Annotated in this window: 17 protein-coding genes; 10 read left to right on the plus strand and 7 right to left on the minus strand. The window is 54.4% G+C overall.

What is annotated here, in order from left to right; genetic code table 11:
* Nucleotides 1-77: 77 nt before the first annotated feature.
* The 4 genes from QQL54_RS08240 to QQL54_RS08255 are packed head-to-tail and all read left to right on the plus strand — an operon-like array spanning nt 78 to nt 5,146.
* A complete protein-coding gene (locus QQL54_RS08240) occupies nt 78-2,174 on the plus strand; it encodes a glycoside hydrolase family 97 protein (protein WP_431355934.1) in 2,097 nt (698 codons plus the stop codon).
* Complete coding sequence (locus tag QQL54_RS08245; protein ID WP_284389513.1) at nt 2,171-3,121, plus strand: alpha/beta hydrolase; 951 nt, start codon at nt 2,171-2,173, stop codon at nt 3,119-3,121. The genes QQL54_RS08240 and QQL54_RS08245 overlap by 4 nt, the downstream gene beginning before the upstream one ends.
* Nucleotides 3,118-4,491: an alpha-amylase family glycosyl hydrolase gene (locus tag QQL54_RS08250; protein ID WP_284389515.1), complete on the plus strand. Its 1,374-nt coding sequence runs from the start codon at nt 3,118-3,120 to the stop codon at nt 4,489-4,491. Before QQL54_RS08245 ends, QQL54_RS08250 begins: the two co-directional genes overlap by 4 nt.
* Nucleotides 4,478-5,146 carry a DUF6445 family protein gene (locus QQL54_RS08255; RefSeq protein ID WP_284389516.1) on the plus strand — a complete coding sequence of 223 codons (669 nt, stop codon included), beginning with the start codon at nt 4,478-4,480 and terminating at the stop codon, nt 5,144-5,146. The genes QQL54_RS08250 and QQL54_RS08255 overlap by 14 nt, the downstream gene beginning before the upstream one ends.
* On the opposite strand, the gene QQL54_RS08260 is transcribed toward QQL54_RS08255, so the two are convergent.
* The 5 genes from QQL54_RS08260 to QQL54_RS08280 all read right to left on the minus strand — a co-directional run bounded on the left by QQL54_RS08260 (nt 5,143) and on the right by QQL54_RS08280 (nt 10,337).
* Nucleotides 5,143-5,457, minus strand: coding sequence for a DUF190 domain-containing protein (locus QQL54_RS08260; protein ID WP_284389517.1), 315 nt, complete (start codon nt 5,455-5,457; stop codon nt 5,143-5,145). The genes QQL54_RS08255 and QQL54_RS08260 overlap by 4 nt on opposite strands.
* A gap of 4 nt (nt 5,458-5,461) precedes the next feature.
* Nucleotides 5,462-6,439, minus strand: a complete 978-nt coding sequence (locus QQL54_RS08265) for a sodium-dependent bicarbonate transport family permease (protein WP_284389519.1) — start codon at nt 6,437-6,439, stop codon at nt 5,462-5,464.
* A complete protein-coding gene (locus QQL54_RS08270) occupies nt 6,436-8,586 on the minus strand; it encodes an APC family permease (RefSeq protein ID WP_284389522.1) in 2,151 nt (716 codons plus the stop codon). The genes QQL54_RS08265 and QQL54_RS08270 overlap by 4 nt, the downstream gene beginning before the upstream one ends.
* Before the next feature lie 30 nt (nt 8,587-8,616).
* Entirely contained in the window at nt 8,617-9,858 is a 1,242-nt protein-coding gene (nhaA, locus tag QQL54_RS08275) for a Na+/H+ antiporter NhaA (RefSeq protein ID WP_284389524.1), read from the minus strand.
* A 305-nt stretch (nt 9,859-10,163) separates the two neighbouring features.
* Nucleotides 10,164-10,337 carry a hypothetical protein gene (locus QQL54_RS08280; protein ID WP_284389525.1) on the minus strand — a complete coding sequence of 58 codons (174 nt, stop codon included), beginning with the start codon at nt 10,335-10,337 and terminating at the stop codon, nt 10,164-10,166.
* Between the two features lie 120 nt (nt 10,338-10,457).
* Between QQL54_RS08280 and QQL54_RS08285 the strand changes: the two genes are divergently transcribed.
* The 6 genes from QQL54_RS08285 (at nt 10,458) to QQL54_RS08310 (ending at nt 16,928) form a co-directional block, all read left to right on the plus strand.
* A complete protein-coding gene (locus QQL54_RS08285) occupies nt 10,458-11,387 on the plus strand; it encodes a hydrogen peroxide-inducible genes activator (protein WP_284389527.1) in 930 nt (309 codons plus the stop codon).
* A 102-nt stretch (nt 11,388-11,489) separates the two neighbouring features.
* A complete protein-coding gene (locus QQL54_RS08290; protein WP_284389529.1) occupies nt 11,490-13,061 on the plus strand; it encodes a leucyl aminopeptidase family protein in 1,572 nt (523 codons plus the stop codon).
* 39 nt (nt 13,062-13,100) lie between these two features.
* Nucleotides 13,101-13,889, plus strand: a complete 789-nt coding sequence (locus QQL54_RS08295) for a class I SAM-dependent methyltransferase (RefSeq protein WP_284389532.1) — start codon at nt 13,101-13,103, stop codon at nt 13,887-13,889.
* Nucleotides 13,890-13,915: 26 nt separating this feature from the next.
* A complete protein-coding gene (locus tag QQL54_RS08300; RefSeq protein WP_284389533.1) occupies nt 13,916-14,866 on the plus strand; it encodes a PilZ domain-containing protein in 951 nt (316 codons plus the stop codon).
* 117 nt (nt 14,867-14,983) lie between these two features.
* Nucleotides 14,984-15,889 (plus strand): 30S ribosomal protein S6--L-glutamate ligase, encoded by a 906-nt coding sequence (gene rimK / locus QQL54_RS08305; RefSeq protein ID WP_284389534.1) that lies wholly within the window; start codon nt 14,984-14,986, stop codon nt 15,887-15,889.
* 1 nt (nt 15,890) lies between these two features.
* Nucleotides 15,891-16,928: a succinylglutamate desuccinylase/aspartoacylase family protein gene (locus QQL54_RS08310; RefSeq protein WP_284389535.1), complete on the plus strand. Its 1,038-nt coding sequence runs from the start codon at nt 15,891-15,893 to the stop codon at nt 16,926-16,928.
* Nucleotides 16,929-17,130: 202 nt separating this feature from the next.
* Here the strand turns inward: QQL54_RS08310 and QQL54_RS08315 are convergent, their stop codons facing one another.
* Together QQL54_RS08315 and QQL54_RS08320 are read right to left on the minus strand one after the other, a co-directional pair.
* Nucleotides 17,131-17,508, minus strand: a complete 378-nt coding sequence (locus tag QQL54_RS08315; RefSeq protein WP_284389537.1) for a response regulator — start codon at nt 17,506-17,508, stop codon at nt 17,131-17,133.
* Nucleotides 17,501-18,964: a PAS domain-containing sensor histidine kinase gene (locus QQL54_RS08320; RefSeq protein ID WP_348520727.1), complete on the minus strand. Its 1,464-nt coding sequence runs from the start codon at nt 18,962-18,964 to the stop codon at nt 17,501-17,503. The genes QQL54_RS08315 and QQL54_RS08320 overlap by 8 nt, the downstream gene beginning before the upstream one ends.
* Nucleotides 18,965-19,055 lie beyond the last annotated feature (91 nt).

Raw genomic sequence — 19,055 nt, forward strand, 5'->3', positions numbered from 1 at the left:
ATGAAAACAGAGTAACAGGGGAGATCATCATGTCCATGCGCTCAAAGGGCCTAATCGGTATTTGCCTGTTCGCCCTCATGGCTTGCACGTCCGAAACACCCATCGCGAACGAGGCGGAAAGCCCCCCCGCCATCACTGCCCCAGATGCGCCACAGCAGATATTTGAGACCACATCGGTCGCGAGCCCCGATGGTGAAATCGAGTTTACTCTTCGAACGGATGGCGGCTTGCTTCGCTACACCGTGGATTTCCAAGGGGAACCTGTCATCGGCCAATCGCGGCTCGGTCTGCGCTTCGCGGAAAGCTTCGGTTTGGATGATGATCTTGAAATCATCGGAATTGAAGAGAGCGAATCAGACAAGACATGGGAGCAGCCTTGGGGTGAGCGCCGAGTCGTGCGCGACAATCATACGGAATTGTTGATCAATCTCCGCCGGGCAGAACCAGATATCCGTTTCAATGTGCGCGTGCGTGTCTTCAATGACGGCTTCGGCTTTCGCTACGAAGTGCCGGAACAGGCCAACTTGCCCGCAACCGTTTCAATTATGGATGAGCTGACGGAGTTCAATGTCGGGGCCCAGACGGACAGCTGGTGGATCCCATCGCGCATGTATAATCGCTACGAATACCTCTATCAGAACACGCCAGTGGGCGAGATCCAGATGGTGCATACGCCGGTTACAATGCGCACGGATTTCGGGGCGCATCTGTCGATCCATGAAGCCGCACTGATCAACTATTCCGGCATGAGTTTGGAGCAAGAGCGCGAAGGTGTTCTGGAAGCCAGCCTCGCGCCGCGCAGCGATGGTAAAAAGGTTGTGGTCAATACGCCATTTGTCACGCCGTGGCGGACAATCCAGATTGGCGACGAAGCCGTCGACCTCATCAATTCAGATTTGATCCTCAACCTCAATGAGCCCAATAAACTGGGCGATGTTTCATATTTCGAACCGGGCAAATATGCTGGCATTTGGTGGGATCAGCATATTCGCAACGGCACTTGGGGACAGGTTCAGGGCGAGCTGACGGGCCTGCACGCCGCCACAACTGAGCGCACCAAAGCCTATATGGATTTCGCCGCAGAGAATGGTTTCAAAGGTGTCTTGGTCGAAGGTTGGAATATCGGCTGGGACGACGACTGGTTTAATAATGGCGACGTGTTTTCCTTCACCGAAACCTATGATGATTTCGATATTGCCGCAGTCGCCGCTTATGGTGAGCAAGTCGGCACGCGCCTCATCGGTCACCACGAAACATCCGGCAACATCACCAATTATGAGACTCAACTCGAAGACGCACTCGACCTCTATCAGGCAAGCGGCGTTCGGGTCATCAAATCCGGTTATGTCGCCGATGATGGCAACTTAAAATTTGTCGATGCGAACGGCGTGCCGCGCTACGAATATCACGATAGCCAACCGCAGGTCGCCCATCACATCAAGGTCGTCCAACGCGCGCATGAGCACCAGATCGCGATGAACCCGCATGAGCCTGTCAAGGACACGGGGCTGCGCCGCACCTATCCAAACTGGGTCTCGCGTGAAGGCGCACGCGGTCAGGAATTCAATGCGTGGGGCGTGCCGCCCAACGGTCCGGACCATGTACCGAACCTGATTTTCACACGCATGCTATCCGGGCCGATGGATTATACGGCGGGTGCCTTCGATCTACGTCCCAATGAAAAACCACCCGTCCGAGACGACTTTCAGAGAAACAGTCCCGCATCACGCATTGAACATACGCTGGCCAAGGAACTCGCGCTCTACGTCGCGCTCTATTCGCCCATCCAGATGGTGGTCGACAGTCCCGAAGAATATGCCAAGCGCCCCGACGCGTTTCAATTCATCAAAGATGTTCCGACCGATTGGGAGCACAGCGTCGCGCTCGATGGAGAGATCGGCGAGTTCGCCGTCATCGCCCGGAAAGACCGCAGCCGAGACGATTGGTATCTGGGAGCGGTGACTGACGCCAACGCACGGGCTGTCGAAGTTGAACTGAGCTTCCTCGACGATGGGAATTATGAGGCCCAGATCTACCGCGACGGACCCGAAGCGGATTATGAAACCAATCCTTACGACATACGAATCGAACGCCGAACCGTGACCAGCGAGGATCGGCTTGTTCTTCCACTCGCTCGCTCCGGCGGCGCGGCGATCCGATTCAAGAAACTATGAGAGCCTTAGCTGCCATCGCGCTCATCGGGCTGACAGCCTGTGCTCAGCCCGAAGCCGTAGCGGTTGAGACACAAGTCGACCCTGACACCGTCGCGGGGGATTATCGCGGGATTACAGGCACAGTGGAGCGTTTCACGGCGACATCCGATCTTGTGACGACACGTGATGTAGAGGTTTGGTTGCCACCCTCCTATGAGTCTGATTCCGACCGTCGCTATCCCGTGCTCTACATGCATGACGGGCAAAACTTGTTCGATCCTGAACAGTCTAAATATTCTAAGTGGGACTGGGGCATAGACGAAGCTCTGACGGTGCTGATCTCCGATGGTCATGTGCCTGAGGTCATTGTGGTTGGTGTTCATAGTGATTCCGAAACCCGTAACCCCGACTATTTTCCGCAGAAAGCCGGCCCTGAACAGGCTGACGCCTTTCGGCGCGATTTCGGACAATTCGACCTAAGTCAGCTGAATGCAGACAATTATCTGACGTTTCTGGTCCAAGAGCTAAAGCCACAGATAGACGCGACCTATCAGACCCAACCGGGGCGCGACGACACATCCATTATGGGCTCCTCTATGGGTGGGCTGATCTCGCTTTATGCGATCAGCGAATATCCGGAAGTCTTCGGTCGTGCGGGCATGGTTTCCACTCATTTCCCGCTCGGCGATGGGGCTCTGGTTGATTATTTCTCAGACCGTTTGCCGGACCCTGATACGCACCGACTCTATTTCGATTTTGGAACGGAAACCCTCGATCATAATTATGAGCGCTATCAGGACCGGATGGACAGCGCCGTGATGGCCGCCGGATATGCGGCGGGTAACAATTGGACGACGCGAAAATTTCAAGGCCATGACCATTCTGAACGCGCTTGGCGCAACCGGGTCCATGTGCCGCTACAATTCCTGCTCGCGGGCGAGGATGTGGACGGCGGAGAAAGACGATGAAACATACTCTACTGATGGGGCTCATTGCCGCCTGCACAACATTGCCTGCCCCTGCACCGATCTCTGACGGCATCACACCGCAAGACTATGTCAAAATTCAGCATCCAGACTGGAGCCGCGATGCGGTCATCTATGAAATCAATGTGCGGCAATATTCGGACGCCGGCACGTTCGACGCGGTGCGGGAGGACTTGCCTCGGCTCAAAGACCTCGGCGTCGATATTCTCTGGCTGATGCCGATCCATCCGATTGGTGAGGTCGAACGCAAGGGCACGCTGGGCAGCTATTATTCCGTGCGTGATTATTACGGCGTCAATCCGGAGTTTGGCACAAAAGACGATTTCAAACGCTTTGTCGATGATGCTCACGCTCAAGGCTTCAAAGTCATTCTCGACTGGGTCGCCAACCACACGGCTTGGGATAATGAGCTCGCGACCGCTCACCCCGACTGGTACGAAAAAGACTGGAAGGGCGACTTCCGGCCCACACCCTGGTGGGATTGGTCCGACATTATCGACCTCGATTTTAGCGAACCTGGCGTGCGGCAATATATGTCAGACGCTATGACCTATTGGGTCGAAGAAATGGACGTTGATGGCTTCCGCGCTGACGTCGCTGGCTATGTTCCCCTTGATTTCTGGGACGGGCTCCGTGCCCGCCTTGATACAATCAAGCCCGTTTTCATGCTTGGCGAGTGGCAGACCCGTGACCTGCATGAACGCGCGTTCGACGCGACCTATGCGTGGGAATGGAAAGAAGGCATGCAAAACATCGCCCAAGGCAAGTCTGACACCGGCGCGCTCTACGGCTATTATTCGGCCAATGAATCCGCCTGGCCGCGCGATGCCATGCGCATGACCTACACCGATAATCACGATCAAAATAGCTGGGATGGCCTTCCGCAAAATATCTATGGCGATGCCTATGAAGCCGCCATCGTGCTGCAGTTCACTGGCGAAGGCATTCCGCTGATCTATAGCGGACAGGAATGCGCGAACCCGAACCAGTTAGAATTCTTCGAAAAGGATGAGATCGTTTGGAATTGCGACGATCCGCTCAACGCCTTGTTCCGCGATCTGGTTCAGCTCAAAACCGATAATCCCGTGCTGCATAATGGCGCGTGGGGCGCGACCACGACCAAGGTCGAGAACAGCAATCCGCAAAAAGTCTTCAGCTTCATTCGCAGAAATGATGATGGGAATGCTGTGCTGGTCATCGCCAACCTCTCGGACACACCGCAAAGCTTTGTATTCACAGACGGTCTACCCAAAGGGGATTACCGGACATTCCGTACGAACGCGCCCGTCACGCTTGGCGATGAGATGCAAACCCTCCCGGCTTGGGGGTGGATGGTCTATGTTCGAGACTAGCTATGTCGGCCATGTCGGGGAGCCAGTTGTCGTCATAGAGGACTTCCACCCTGACTTTGACCAATTACGCGCCGCGGCGAACGGTGCAGACTATGGTCGGCTCGGACCGCATTATCCCGGCCTACAGGCCCCGGCTGACCCTCGGCATTTACAGCCTGTTGGCGCTTTACTGACGCAGATATTTCAAGAGATATTCGGCGTCAGCGCTGGCGTATCGCTGATCCAATGCACTTATTCGGTGGTGACTGTGCCAGACGCCGACCTCGCACCAATCCAAAGCCTTCCGCATGTGGATACGACCGATCCGGGGCGGATCGCTTTGCTCCATTACCTATCCGGAGAAGAAACGGGCGGCACGGCGTTCTACCGGCACCGCGGGACCGGGACAGAAACGCTGAACACGGCTGGGCTCCCTGAGTACACCGCTGCGATAGAGGCCGAGGGCGTGCCCCAACCCGGCTATATGCGCGGGTCCGACACACGGTTCGAGCAGATCGGTCACATAGCGGCAAAGCCCAACCGGGCGGTACTATACCGTTCGCACCTGCTGCACTCCGGGGTGATCCCAAAAGACCTTCCCTTCTCGGATAATCCAGAGACAGCGCGTTTGACGCTCAACAGCTTCTTCCAAAGCAAAGACCAGATTGGCGTCTAGAAGAGACCCGGTCGCAGGACGCGAACGTCAGAGACATTGACCACGCCGATGCGGCGGTCGAGCATCGAGAGGATCGTCTTCAACGCCGGTTCTAGGACATCTTCGTCAGCGATACAGATCAGCACGACCATATCGGTTGCCTCGGAAATATCCGTGCCGCGCGACCATCGAGTCTGACCGCCAAAACCGGACATAGCCGGGACCACGGTCCAGCCAGTTGCGCCCGCATCGCGCAACAAGTCCTCGGCCCGGCGCAAAGCCGGACTTTCAATGATGAGTTCAAGGCGGAGTTTCTTATTATCGTCAGTCATAGCCCTACCCAGCTAGCATGGAAGCGGCGGCGATATAGAGCGGAATACCGAGCGCGATATTGAAGGGAAACGTCACGCCCAGCGATAGCGTCAGATAGACGGACGGGTCCGATTCTGGCAGCGCGAGCCGCATGGCAGCAGGCACTGCGATGTAAGAGGCTGATGCCGACAGCACCATCAGCAGAGCCATATCGCCCGGCTGTAGCCCGATCAGAATGCAGCAAACGGCCGCAATGCTCGCACCGATCAGCGGCATGTAGATACCAAAGAGAATCGGCGCGACACCCAACTTCCGCCAGCCACGGCGCAGGCCCCGACCAGCATTCAACCCCATATCGAGCATGAAGAGGCAGAGAATACCCTGGAACGGTGCGGTGAAGAAAGGTGACAGACGCTCATAACCCTCAGCCCCTGCAACCGCACCGATCACCAGTGCGCCGAGAAGGACAACGATGGAGGCATTGAGTAGCACTTCGCGCGCCAACTCGCCCTTGTCGCGAGCGACCTCATCTGCATCAGATTTTTTGCTCCCGCGCATAGCGAGCCAAAGCGCCGTGATGATTGCCGGGGTTTCCATGATTGCAGCCACGGCGACCAGATAACCGGAGCTTGGCACGCCCGCGATGCGCAAAGCCTCAATTGCAGCAACGAACGTCACAATCGAGATCGACCCATAATGGCCCGCCGTTGCGGCCGCGTCCGTTTTCGACAATCCGCTCGTAAACCTCAGCGCGGCATAAGCGATAAGGGGCATCCCGAAAGACAGTATCGTGGCCGCACCGAACACTGCAAAAACCTGCCCATCTATGGCGGTCTTGGACATTTCTACGCCGCCCTTCAAGCCGATAGCCATCATCAGATAGATGGCGAGACCCTTGGCGAAACTCTGCGGGACGCTCATCGGTGAGCGTAACAGTGCCGCACAAAGGCCAAGCGCGAAAAATAATACGACCGGCGAAAGCAAGGTGTCGAGGGCGTTCATTCTTCTTCCTCGGGCAATTGGGCAGAAGCACCGCGCAGCGTCATTAAGTCGCTCGGCTCCCCTACCAATGCAACCACATCCCCGTCCATGAGGACGTTGTCGGATGTTGCAATCATGGTTTTATCGCCGCGCTCAATCAGCGCCACAACAACGTCACCTAAGCCCGCCAGATCGCCGACCGGTCGACCGACTTGGGCTTTTAGGCGCGGCAGGTCAGCGATTGGCACATGGAGGAAGTGGTCATCGCGAACGAGCACGTCATTCAACTCGGCTTCGGACCGGGCTGACAACCAACGCCGTTCAAAACCTTCACCTTGGACAATTTCTGCCAAGTGGCCACCGATGCGCATATCAAGCCCAGCGGGCTTGGCAGGGCATAGTAAAACCATCAGCGTGTGCACGTCATCTGCATTGTCGAGTTCCATTTCGAGCCGTGCCTTTGGACCAAAGCGGAAGATGAAAAGCTCCGGTTCAGTCACGCGACTATCAACATAGCGGGTCAGACGGACACCGTCGCTGATCGGGCGGAAGATTGGAGGTGTCGTCGCAATCACGGCGCGGGTCTGCTCTGGCTCAATTTTGTAACGCGCCTCGCCTTCGACGGCCATCAAATCGACGAGCTGATCGAAATCATAACGGCCATAGCGGAAGTCAGTGACCAGAGAGCGTGCAATCACGGCTTCATAAGACAGATTCTCCGCTTGGGTCCGATCATTGATGATCGTCATCAATTCATGCTCAAGACCCTCATAGGCGTTCCGACCCAATCGCTCATGCACATGGAAAATGGCACCACGGCGTTCAACGCGGCGGGAAGCATAGGTGTTGTACCAAACGACGCAAGCAATCACCATCATGCCCGTGAAGGCGATGGCCATCGTGCCCATTTCGATAATCAGCCAGAAGCTGATCAATATACCGGCAATGGGCATCCACGGATAAAGCGGGACTTTGAAGCCAGGCTTATAGGTTGGGATGCGCGACTCCCGCATCACCATGACCGCCGCACAGACCAGCATGAAGAGCAGAAGCTGGAAGGCGGAGGCGAGCTTGGCGACGGAGGCCACATCAAAGATGATGATGACCACAATCATGACCGCGACCGTCAGCAGAATTGAGAATGTCGGCGTCTTGAATTTTCCCAGTTCGGCCAACTTCTCTGGCACTAACTTGTCCTTCGCCATGGCGTAGGGGTAGCGCGACGCGCTCATAATGCCGGCATTGCCAGTCGAGGCAAAGGCGGCAATGGCCGCGATGACGATCAGAATAACGCCAATATCAAATGGCCAGTCCCCCATGAAGACACGACCCGCATCAGCGATGGGCGTCAGACTACCGAACAATTCTTCGCCGGGCAGGATTTTGATTAAGACGACTGTCCCCAACGTGTAGAGCACTGTCGCTGTCAACAGAGACAAGGTCATGCCGAGCGGAATATTCCGGTCAGGATTTTCCACCTCTTCAGCAACGGACGCGACCTTGGTCAGACCCGCATAAGAGACGAAGACGAGGCCAATCGTCGAAACGAACCCAACCAAACCGCCTTTGAAGAAATCGCCATAGGCTGGGTCAAACACGATCAACGACCCGTTCTTCTCAAGTGCCGCCTTCAGACCCAGCAGTGTAAACCCAACCAGGATCGCGACCAAGGTCGTCACAAGTACGCGCTGCAACTTCGTCGTCTCTTTCGCGCCTGCGATATTCACAGCACCAAACGCGATGGCGAGAATGATCGCTGTGATCTCAAACGGCAGGTCGAGATAAAGACCGAGATAGGCCCCCATGCCGACTAAGGCGAAGGCCGATTTAAAGACGACCGCAACCCAAGAGCCAAGACCCCCAATCGTTCCCATGAGTGGACCCATGGCCCGATCGAGGAAATAATAGGTTCCGCCTGCCTTTGGCATAGCGGTGCTGAGCTCCGCCATACAATACATGGCGGGCAGGATCAGGAACCCGGCAAAGAAATAGGCCAAGAACACCGAATTACCGGTCGCCGCCGCCGCAATACCCGGCAGCAGGAACAGACCCGAGCTAAACATCGCACCTGTCGACATCGCATAAACATCGAACAGCTTGAGGTTCTTATCGAGCTTTTTCGGTCCGGCTTCAGCCCCTCCGGGAGTCGCTTCGGCGTGAGTATTCATGGTCGCTCCAGCGCGTCTGATTTAGGTTGCTTAAGTCGGATCGGCGACAGGCGTTTCCGATTCGGTTGCGTCACTCTTACAGAAGACCCGCAACAGCATATAGCCAAGTATACCCGAGGCAATCGACCCCATCAGGACACCCAGACGGACACCGTTAAGAAGCTGTGGGTCATCAAAGGCCAACGTGCCGATAAAGAGCGACATGGTGAAACCAACACCGGTCAGGCAGGCAACAGCGTAGACCTGCACCCAGTTCGCCCCCTCAGGGAGCTTAGCCCACCCTGCTTTTACGGCGATCCAGCACAAGCTGAAGACCCCGATCTGCTTACCGATAAACAAACCTAAAGCGATCCCGAGCGGGACGGGCGACAGTAGATCGGCGAACGACATACCTTTCAAAGACACACCCGCATTGGCGAAAGCAAAGAGCGGAAGGATGAGGAATGCGACCCAGATATGCAGGCCATGCTCCGCGCGGCTCAAGGGAGACGGCGTTTCAGGGTCAGGGCGCGCCAATGGGATGGCTAGCGCCGTCACAACTCCCGCCAGCGTGGCGTGAACACCTGACTTCAGAACGGCGGCCCAAACGAACACGCCAATCAGCGCATAAGGAAGAATACGCATAACACCGAACCGGTTGAGCAATATTAGTCCGACCGTGCCCACCCCGGCCCAGCCGAGCGCGACAAGGCTCAGATCCTGCGTGTAGAAAAGCGCAATAATGATGATCGCAGCCAGATCATCGATAATTGCAACAGCCAGAAGGAATATCTTCAATGATGCGGGAACACGAGGTCCCAACAAAGCCAAAATACCAAGTGCGAAGGCAATATCAGTCGCCGCCGGAATAGCCCAACCTTGGGACGTGACCGGATCTGAATAGTTGAAGCCGAGATAGACCATGGCTGGCACGGCGATGCCACCAACAGCCGCAAAGATCGGTAAGGCTGCTTTATCCAATGAGGATAATTCACCGTCCAGAACCTCGCGTTTAACTTCCAATCCGACAAGGAAGAAGAAGATCGCCATAAGCCCGTCATTGATCCAGAGCAGGAACGGCTTCTGAATAATGAAATCGCCAAACTGTACCTTCACAGTCGTGTCTAGAATTCCGGTATAGCCGGACGCCATCAGAGAGTTGTTCGCAAGCAGCGCCAAAAGCGCCATGAACATCAGGACGATCCCGCCTGATGCTTCTAGATGGATAAAGTCCATCACGCGCTGTCGGATCGAGCGCGGCGCATAGCGGCTGGGCTGCGGTGTGTCGGTCATGAGAAACTCTCGGATATAGCGATCTTGCGACAGAGGCCGTTAATCGTCTCAGTCGGCTCGCAAAGTGCGGATTTAAAGAATGAATTCAAGTAAGAAACCGCGCCCGGCAGGGGAACCGGACGCGGCAAGGGGTCAAAATTGGCCGCATGACGCGACCGAGGGGACTGTTAGGCAGTCACACCAATCAACACGACAAGCCCGATCAAGGTCAGTTCGGCTTTACCCTTCCATAAGGCGGCGGTTAATCGGGTCATGACACTCTCCTCTGGGAACTATCTTTTGAAATTAATTTTGCGGACCTTTAATCATACGCCGTGGATCTGAACGTAAACGCGCGACGGGCGACGACGACGAGACAACCGCCTCGGAACATCAGTCGGTTCGACTGCAATCGGAATCGGCCTCAATGCCGGTTCGGCACGGGCGGAAAATCCAGCAAGGAATTCACTTTGGGACAAGGCTTGCTTCAGGCGGAACATGATTTTGATCTCCTTTTCGTGTTCTCTCAGTTGAAATACGCATGAACTCGGTTTAGGGAGATAATAAGTATTGAATAGATTCTATAGTTTTTGACTATATACCTCGCAAAAGGCTTTTCGATGAAACCAACTCTGCGACAGTTGCAGTATCTTGTGGCCATTGATGAGGCGGGGACATTCTCTGGAGCGGCGAAACTATCCCATGTCTCGCAGCCATCCCTATCGACACAATTACGCGACATGGAAGAAGTGCTCGATACGATTTTAGTCGAACGCGGTCGCGGAGGGGCGCCCCTAACACCCATCGGACAAGAACTCGCTGGTCGGGCCCGAATTATCCTGCGCGATATGGACGCGTTTCGAACGCTCGCACGGGAAGCCGGACAGACACTCGCCGGGCGGATCAGGCTAGGCACATTGCCGTCAATTGGTCCCTATTTGCTGCCTCTGGCCGTGCGCCGATTGCACAAGCTCTACCCTGAACTTCGTATTGTTGTGCGAGAGGAACGGACCGTCGATCTGCAAGCGCACTTAGAGGATGGGCGATTAGACGTGGTGATCTCGACGCCGGAAGATCATCGAACCATGCGCCACATGAAACTATTCCGTGAAAACCTCTTCATTGGAGTCGCGCCAGATGACCCCTTAGCCCGTGAGAGCGGACCAGTCAGCTTGACGGAGCTGTCGGGTCGTGACCTTTTAACGCTCGGATATGGACACAAATTATCGGTCCTAGTCGGACGTCTTGCCGAAATCGCCGGTGCGCAGATCAGCTCTGAATATGAAGGAACGAGTCTAGACGCCGTTCGTCAGATGGCCGCGATGGGCGGATCGGTTGCCGTTCTGCCAAGCCTATACACCAGATCCGAAGCCCGCGAGGATCCGGGCCTTGTCATCCGTCGGATCGAAGCGCCGGAAGCCATACGCGACATTGCCTTACTCTGGCGCCCGACTTCGCCGCTCTCACCCAAATTTCAGACTATCGGGCATATTCTGTCGAGCGCTGCGGAAGCGCTCCTGCAACCCGAAACAGACGTGCGCCTAAGTTAAGGGAGAAAACTATAGGCAGTATAGCTTGGAGTTTCCGCCGTGTCGGGACATTGTTTCTGCACTCAAGCCCTAAAACAAACTCTCATGAACAGGAGCTCACCCATGCCACTTACACGTTCCCGCGCGCTTAAAGCCTCTCTCGCGCTCGCCCTTTCTCTCTCCGTTGCTCCAGCTACATTGGCGGCCGATAAGATTACTTTCAGCTCTCTATCTGAGGCTGACGCGTCCAATATTGTTCTCTATCTCGATCAAACTCTAAGCTTGCCCGATATTGGTGAGCTCATGGATATTGAGGATGTGGCCGCATTGAATCAGGCGCTGAAATCTTCGGGATTTGGCGGAGCCTTCGGCAAACATGAAACTTTCTATGGCCTTGGTGATTTCGACGCAGTGACTGTAATTGGTACGGGGAACGAAGCTCTTTCCCGTCGTCAGTTGCATGACCTTGGTGGGCATACGGTCAAAGCTCCGGGCGAGGAGACCATCGCCATCATTGCGACCGGCCTAAACACGGCAGCAGCTCTGCCAAGCGCGGAAATCGCTATGGGCTATAAGCTCGGCGACTATAGTTTCCTAACCTACAAAACCGGCAAGACTGGCAAAAAGGGCGTCATTGATATGCCGAATGATGACCGTAATGTGATTATTGTCACCGCGAACCCAGCTGCCGAAGACGCTGTGATGAAGCGCGATTATGACGGCCTTGCCGATGGAATCCGGCTAACGCGCGATCTGGGCAATGAGCCTGGAATGGCGGTTTATCCGGAAGAATTCGTCAAACGTGTTCGTGCAGAGGCGCGCGGCATTCCCGGCCTGCGTGTGACCGTATTGGAGTTGAATGACCTTGAGCGTGAAGGCATGGGCGGCATCGTTGGCGTCGGCCAAGGGTCTGTTCATGATCCTCGCATGCTGATCCTAGACTATCGCGGTGCAGACCGAACGGACGCACCTATTGCCTTGGTCGGCAAGGGGATCACGTTCGACACAGGCGGAATCAGCTTGAAACCCAATACCGGTCAGTGGCTAATGAAGTCTGATTTGTCCGGTGCCGCTGCGGTCGCCGGAACCTTGCTTGCGACCGCGAAACGTGGTGCCGACATCAATCTGGTTGGGCTGATGCCATTGGCTGAAAACATGCCGGGTAGTCGGGCGATCCGCCCTGGCGATGTTCTATCGACCTATAACGGCACGACGATTGAAGTCATGTCGACGGACGCAGAAGGCCGCCTTCTCTTGGCTGACGCTGTCGCCTATGCGCAGGATAAGTATGACCCTGAATTGCTCGTCAATATTGCCACCCTGACCGGGTCGGCCGCGCGAGCCATGGGCGACAATTATGGTGCGGTGATCACCCGTGATTTCGACCTGTCCGTTGAGATGATGGATATTGGCAAGCGGTCTGGTGAAGATGTTTGGCCACTTCCGTTACATGACAGCCACTTCACTCAAATTGATTCAGACATTGCCGATATCAAATCGACTGCCGGCAATCCCGGAGCCTCAATCGGGGCCGCCGTCGTCGGAACATTCGTGGACGCGGATCAGCCATGGGTTCACCTCGATATCGCCGGCGTGGATTGGCGTGATAGCGCAACCCCGACGGCACCCAAAGGCCATGCCGGTTGGGGTGTCCGTTTCATGGATCAACTTGTTCGGGATCATGAAGCAAAGTAGATCGTTGAGGCGAGCCCGAACCGCCCCTATGGCGGTCGGGTGAGCCACATCGATACCACACTGGAAACGACCAAACGGAGCGGGTCGATATATGACCCGGCCTTCGTCAAAGATGTGTTTGATCGATGTTCTGGAACCTATATCGCCTTTAGCTATCTCTGCTCATTAGGATTCACCGAACGTTGGCGCTCCCAATGCGTAAACCTGCTCGCACTCACCTCGTCTAGTGGCGCCAAAGGCTACGACCTCATGGCGGGAACCGGCGAAGTCTGGCCACATCTTCTGAAACGTCATTCCGACATCGCGGCTATTACCGCCGTCGATATTTCGACCGGCATGCATGAGCGAGCGATGGATAGGCTTCACAAGCACCGAGCTCACAAAATAGACTTCATTCGCGACGATGTTCTGGAAAGCGCGTTACCCGAGGCGAGTGCAGACTTTGTCGTTTCCACTTTCGGTTTGAAAACGTTCGATCCATATCAACAAGCCCGTTTGGCCGCGCTCGTCGACCATATCCTGAAGCCCGGAGGTCGGTTTGCAATGATCGAGGCGTCTGATCCAAAAGGCTGGTGGTTGAGGCCTCTCTACCTCTTCCATTTGACGCGCGTACTGCCGATGGTCGAACGGCTCATGCTGCGTGGTGCGCAGGATTTCTCGATGATCGGCCAATATAGCACACGGTTTGGAAATATCCGTGAATTCGGCGAACAGCTCCGCAAGCACGGGCTGATGGTTCGCGATACAAGCCATATGTTCGGATGCGCCACGGCTGTCAGTGGAGAAAAACCCGCAACAGCTCCGCCTTTGCTCGAAATGGTAATTTAACCTCAATCGCGCATAGATGTGCCGCAATGATACGCACAGGCATCATATTCGGCATAGTCCTGACATTGAGCGGCGTCCAAACCGCAAGAGCCGAACCCGCCTGCGATACGATCAGTGCGGTCATGAGAACCGCCTCACTCATCCGGAAAGTTCAGGCCGATAAGACCCATCGCAACGATTTTGAAAACTTTACCAGACTAGAAAATTTGGTCGGTCAAATATCACTGCCAGCCCTTGTCCCACCGGAAACCGGCGACGTGCTGGCGGATGAAAGCGCCGCCGTCCGCGCTTATCTATCGAGCATTCGCGAAGCCATTGCCGGATCGAAATCCGGCTATGATGATTACGCCCGACAGACCTTAATTACCGGACTCAACCGAGATCTCGCGCGGAGTCTGCAATCCTTGGATCAACATTGGGGCTGCGGACCCGATGAAGAACTCAGCCAAGAGGACGAGGACATCCCTGTCGATGCCGCGCGAGGCGCTGGCGCCGACGAAAAAACGGTTGAAGACCGCAGGGAAGAAACCGTCAATCTTCAAGCCAAGAACCCCGGCTCTGGTAGCGGCGCTGAAACGGGTGGACAATCAAATGGGGTGGGCCTCGCCCGCGGCGCCCTTATGGATGGCGGCACCACGCTGTTTTCACTGATAATGCTTGGAATAGCGCTGATAGCCCTCGGATTTTACCTTCGGCGTCGCGCCAAAAACCGCACGGTCCGCGAGGCCCGAAGCCTTCTCCATAAGCCCGTGCAAGTCCGGTTCGGAATGGAACAAGCCGAAATGTTTGTTGTCGATATCTCCATGAATGGCTTCAAACTAGAGCATTCAGGCCGGATTTTGCATGAAGGCAAGGTGCAGGTTGAACTCGAAGGTATCTGGCATGCCGGTCATGTCAGATGGCAGAACGACTTCTTCGCGGGCGTGAAATTTAATAAGCCCATCAACAGTGAAACACTCAGCGCGGTTGTGCAATAGCCTTCAATTCAGGTCAAAGATTTGGCCCTTATATCCTGATGTCGCGATTTTGATAAATAATGAGCCCACACCGCGTGCCTAAGGCGTGTTATCGTCTCTCTTTCTCAGGAGACGATTATGAAACTTGCTTTGCTTTGCCGTAATCCCAAGCTCTATTCGCACAGACGATTAGTCGAAGCCGCCGAAGAGCGTGGCCATTCGATGGATGTGATCGATCACCTTCGGTGCTTGATCGACATATCGTCTGGACAATCCAAGCTAGTTTATAAGTCTGAGGAACTCCCTCTTTACGACGCCGTGATCCCCAGAATTGGAGCGTCAGTTACATTTTACGGGACGGCCGTACTACGTCAGCTCGAAGTCATGGGGGTTTATCCCGTCAATGAGTCTGTCGCGATTACACGTTCGCGAGACAAATTACGCAGTCTGCAATTGCTAAGTAAGCGGGGTATTGGACTCCCCCGCACAATCTTCGCGCATAAGACCAATGATCCGAGTGAGGTTATTGAACGCGCAGGGGGCGCACCCGTGGTGATCAAACTGATCGAAGGCACGCAAGGTATTGGCGTCATGCTGAGCGAAACTGATAGAGCAGCGGAGAGTATCATTGAGGCGTTTGGCGGCGTTGATACGAATATCCTGATTCAGGAGTTTATCGCCGAAGCCGGCGGGGAAGACGTTCGGTGTTTAGTTATCGACGGCAAGGTCATCGCAACCATGCTTCGCAAAGGCAAGGAAGGGGAATTCCGCTCCAACCTTCATCGCGGCGGCTCCGCTAAATCCATCAAAATTTCGCCCGCAGAACGCGCCGCAGCGATTGGGTCCGCCAAGGCTATGGGTCTGAATGTTTGCGGTGTGGATCTGCTCCGTTCCTCTCGGGGCCCAGTTGTGATGGAGGTCAACTCATCGCCCGGCCTGGAGGGGATCGAAAACGCGACAGGCATTGACGTTGCGGGCAAGATCATCGACTTCATTGAGAAGAGCGCAAAGCCTGGGAAAACGACCACGCGAGGTAAAGGCTAGAATGCGGGACCCCTTCCTCATTGGGGCGCATTCCATTGACCCTGGAACGCAGCAAACCGTCCTTCTTCCACTGAGCCGCTTGGCCGACCACACGGACATGACGCTGCGGCTGCAGGTCATTCACGGCAAGAAACCTGGACCGACGCTTTTTGTCAGCGCCGCCATACATGGCGATGAAATTATTGGTGTAGAAATCATCCGGCGGATATCGCGAATGAAGATGCTATCGCGTCTCAAAGGGACGCTCATCCTTATCCCGATTGTGAACGGTTACGGCTTCTTGGGTATGTCGCGTTATCTACCGGATCGCCGGGATCTAAATCGCGTCTTCCCGGGCCATCGCGGAGGATCGCCGGCGTCGCAACTGGCACATACGTTCATGACGGAAATCGTGTCCAAATGTCAGTTTGGGATTGATCTTCATTCCGGTGCCATACACCGCGAAAATCTACCTCAAATCCGAGCTGACCTAGATGATCCCGTCGTCAAAGGCATGGCGACAGCCTTTGGAGCATCGGTCATGCTGAACTCTAATCTTCGGGATGGATCCCTGCGTGAAGCCGCGCAATCCGTTGGCTGCCACATGTTGCTCTTTGAGGCTGGTGAAGCCTTAAGATTCGATGAGACCGCTATTCGTATCGGCGTCAAAGGCGTTCTGAGCGTCATCCGTCATATCGACATGTTGCCCAAGCTAAAGCCTCGAAAATCGGTCGTTGATCCGGTGCAACCTACGTCCAGCCATTGGCTTCGTGCGCCCATGTCAGGCCTCATGCGGGCCGCTTATAGCCTCGGCGATGTGGTTAAAAAAGGATCCGTTATTGCTCGCATTGCAGGGCCTTTAGGCCAAGTCGAAGAAGAGGTGATCGTCAAATATTCGGGCGTGATCATTGGCCGCACGAATTTGCCAATCGTCAATCGAGGTGACGCGTTATTCCATGTCGCCCGAGTCGGCGACCTAGAGGATGCAGAAGTAACCATAGAAGACCGTGTTGAAAGAGCGGACAATGACCCCCTCTTCGACGGCATAGAGATTGTTTAAGAGGAAAAATTGAGCAGGCGATGGGAGCCCTGTCTTGTCTATATAAGAACATAAATATTAATGACTTGAGCCCGTTCCGCATAGGTCTTTGCGCTTCGGAGGTCGGCCATCGTGATCGTAGTCCAGCCGCTGGGAATGACCGTGCCAACTGCTTTGCCGCCGTAAGCACCTGACCTTTTAACCCATCAAAACGGCAATTTCGTCAGAGATAATGACTGCAGATGTTTTGACCGAGAGAGAGGTAACCAGCCACGGATGGAGGTTTGACGTAGTAGCCATCGGCACCATGTTTTGTGGCCAAAGCGCGGTCAGCAGCTTCTTCCGATCCCGAAATCATTACAATCGGTATATCGTCGAACTTAGGATTGGATCTAATTTTGGCAAGAACTTCAAAACCATCAATTCCAGGCATTCGAATATCAAGAATCGTGATTTTTGGGCATTCTTGTGCAATCACGTCGGCAGCATTCTCTCCGCTTTCGAGTTCAGTGAACGAAACCGTTGAGCGCCCAGAAGAGATCGCTTTCATGATCATTTTGCGATCGAAATCGCTATCGTCAATGATGACGACTTTATCCATCACTTTGCCTCGCGCGATTGAGTTTGACCCTGAAAGAGCTTCCGGGTGTGTTTTTAGAGACTAGCTCGATTGTTCCACCATGCAAAGTTATTATTCGACGGCAGAGTGCGAGGCCGATGCCTGATCCTTCGATTTCTTTATGAGGTTTGGACCGCCCAAAAAGATCAAAAATCTGTTCGGAACTGTTCTCATCGATACCCGTTCCATTGTCGGAAACCGTTATTGCCCAAAATTGCTGATCCTTTTTGGCAGTGATCTCAACCTCTATCGGGCGATCCGCGGCTCGGTATTTGATCGAATTCCCTAGAAGGTTCGCAAATATTTGCCTGAGTAGATCCATATCGCCGCGCACGAGGATATCATTGTCAGGCAGACTGAGTGTGCCGCCGGCATCACTGAAGGCTTCTGTCATTTCTTCATCAGCCATTTCCCGCAAAAGGGCTGTTAGGTTCACCGTGTCCAGCGCTACACTATCCGGTGATGCGCGCATAAACTTCAAGAAACTTTGGATAAGCGTCCGCATGTGGCTGACGCCTTGTGAAATGTCCTTGAAATAATCCCCAGCGCTTTTGGGTAATTGGTCTCCAAGCTCAAGCTCCATCAGTTGAGCTGTAATGGCGATTTTCCGCAATGGAGCTTGCAAATCATGAGAAACAAGTGAGGCGAAGTCATCAAGATTTTTGTTGATTGATTTCAGGATAGCCTCCTGCTCCTTGAGTTCGGTGATGTCGGTCGAGACAACCAAAATTCGTGGCTCTTCCGGATCGTCGTCGAACGGAATTTTGTCAGTCTGTACCCAGCCCGACTCCCCTGTTTCAGGGGTATAAGCTTCGATAAGACCCCGGATCGCCACGCCAGACTCGAAGACTTTCAGATCAGCTTCATGATAGCTTTTGGCTGCATCACCAAAGAGGTCGTATGTGTTCTGTCCTTCGACTTCAGCGACCGTCATTCCCATGGATGAGGCCGCAGCTTGGTTCAGACGAAGAATGTTGTTTTTATCGTCCTTGTACCAAATACGAGACGGCACGGCGTCTAAGACTGATCGTAATTCCGTCTGAACACGATCAAGAGTTTGGGTCTGAGATTTTAATTTATGCTCAAGCTCGACTTCGGCCGTTATGTTGCGACCAACAGACTGGTATTCTCTAACAGCGTCGCCCTCGAATAAGCCAATAGTCGTCCAAAGAATACTGGACGCGCCGGTCTTCATATCGCTCGCTTGTATTAGAGTTTGCGACGGGCGCTCAGGCGTAATCACGTCATAGATTGAAAGTATATTGTTCTTGATGTCTGCGGGATACCAACTCAACAAATTCGATCCTAAGACCTCTTCCTTGCTAGCGCCGAGAAACTCTACCATCGCTAAATTTGCATAAGTGAATTCGAGCGAAGGATTATACCGACAGATAAGATCTGGATGGGTGTCTAGGATTGAATTTAGGGTTGGAGACATGCATGATTCCTGCGACGAAATCGCATATTATAAGGGGTCCGATTAAGACTGAGCTAACACTGAGAGATCGTAACTCATGTCCGGCCCCTCC

This window comes from Algimonas ampicilliniresistens, from assembly GCF_030159955.1.
GTDB classification, from domain to species: domain Bacteria; phylum Pseudomonadota; class Alphaproteobacteria; order Caulobacterales; family Maricaulaceae; genus Litorimonas; species Litorimonas ampicilliniresistens.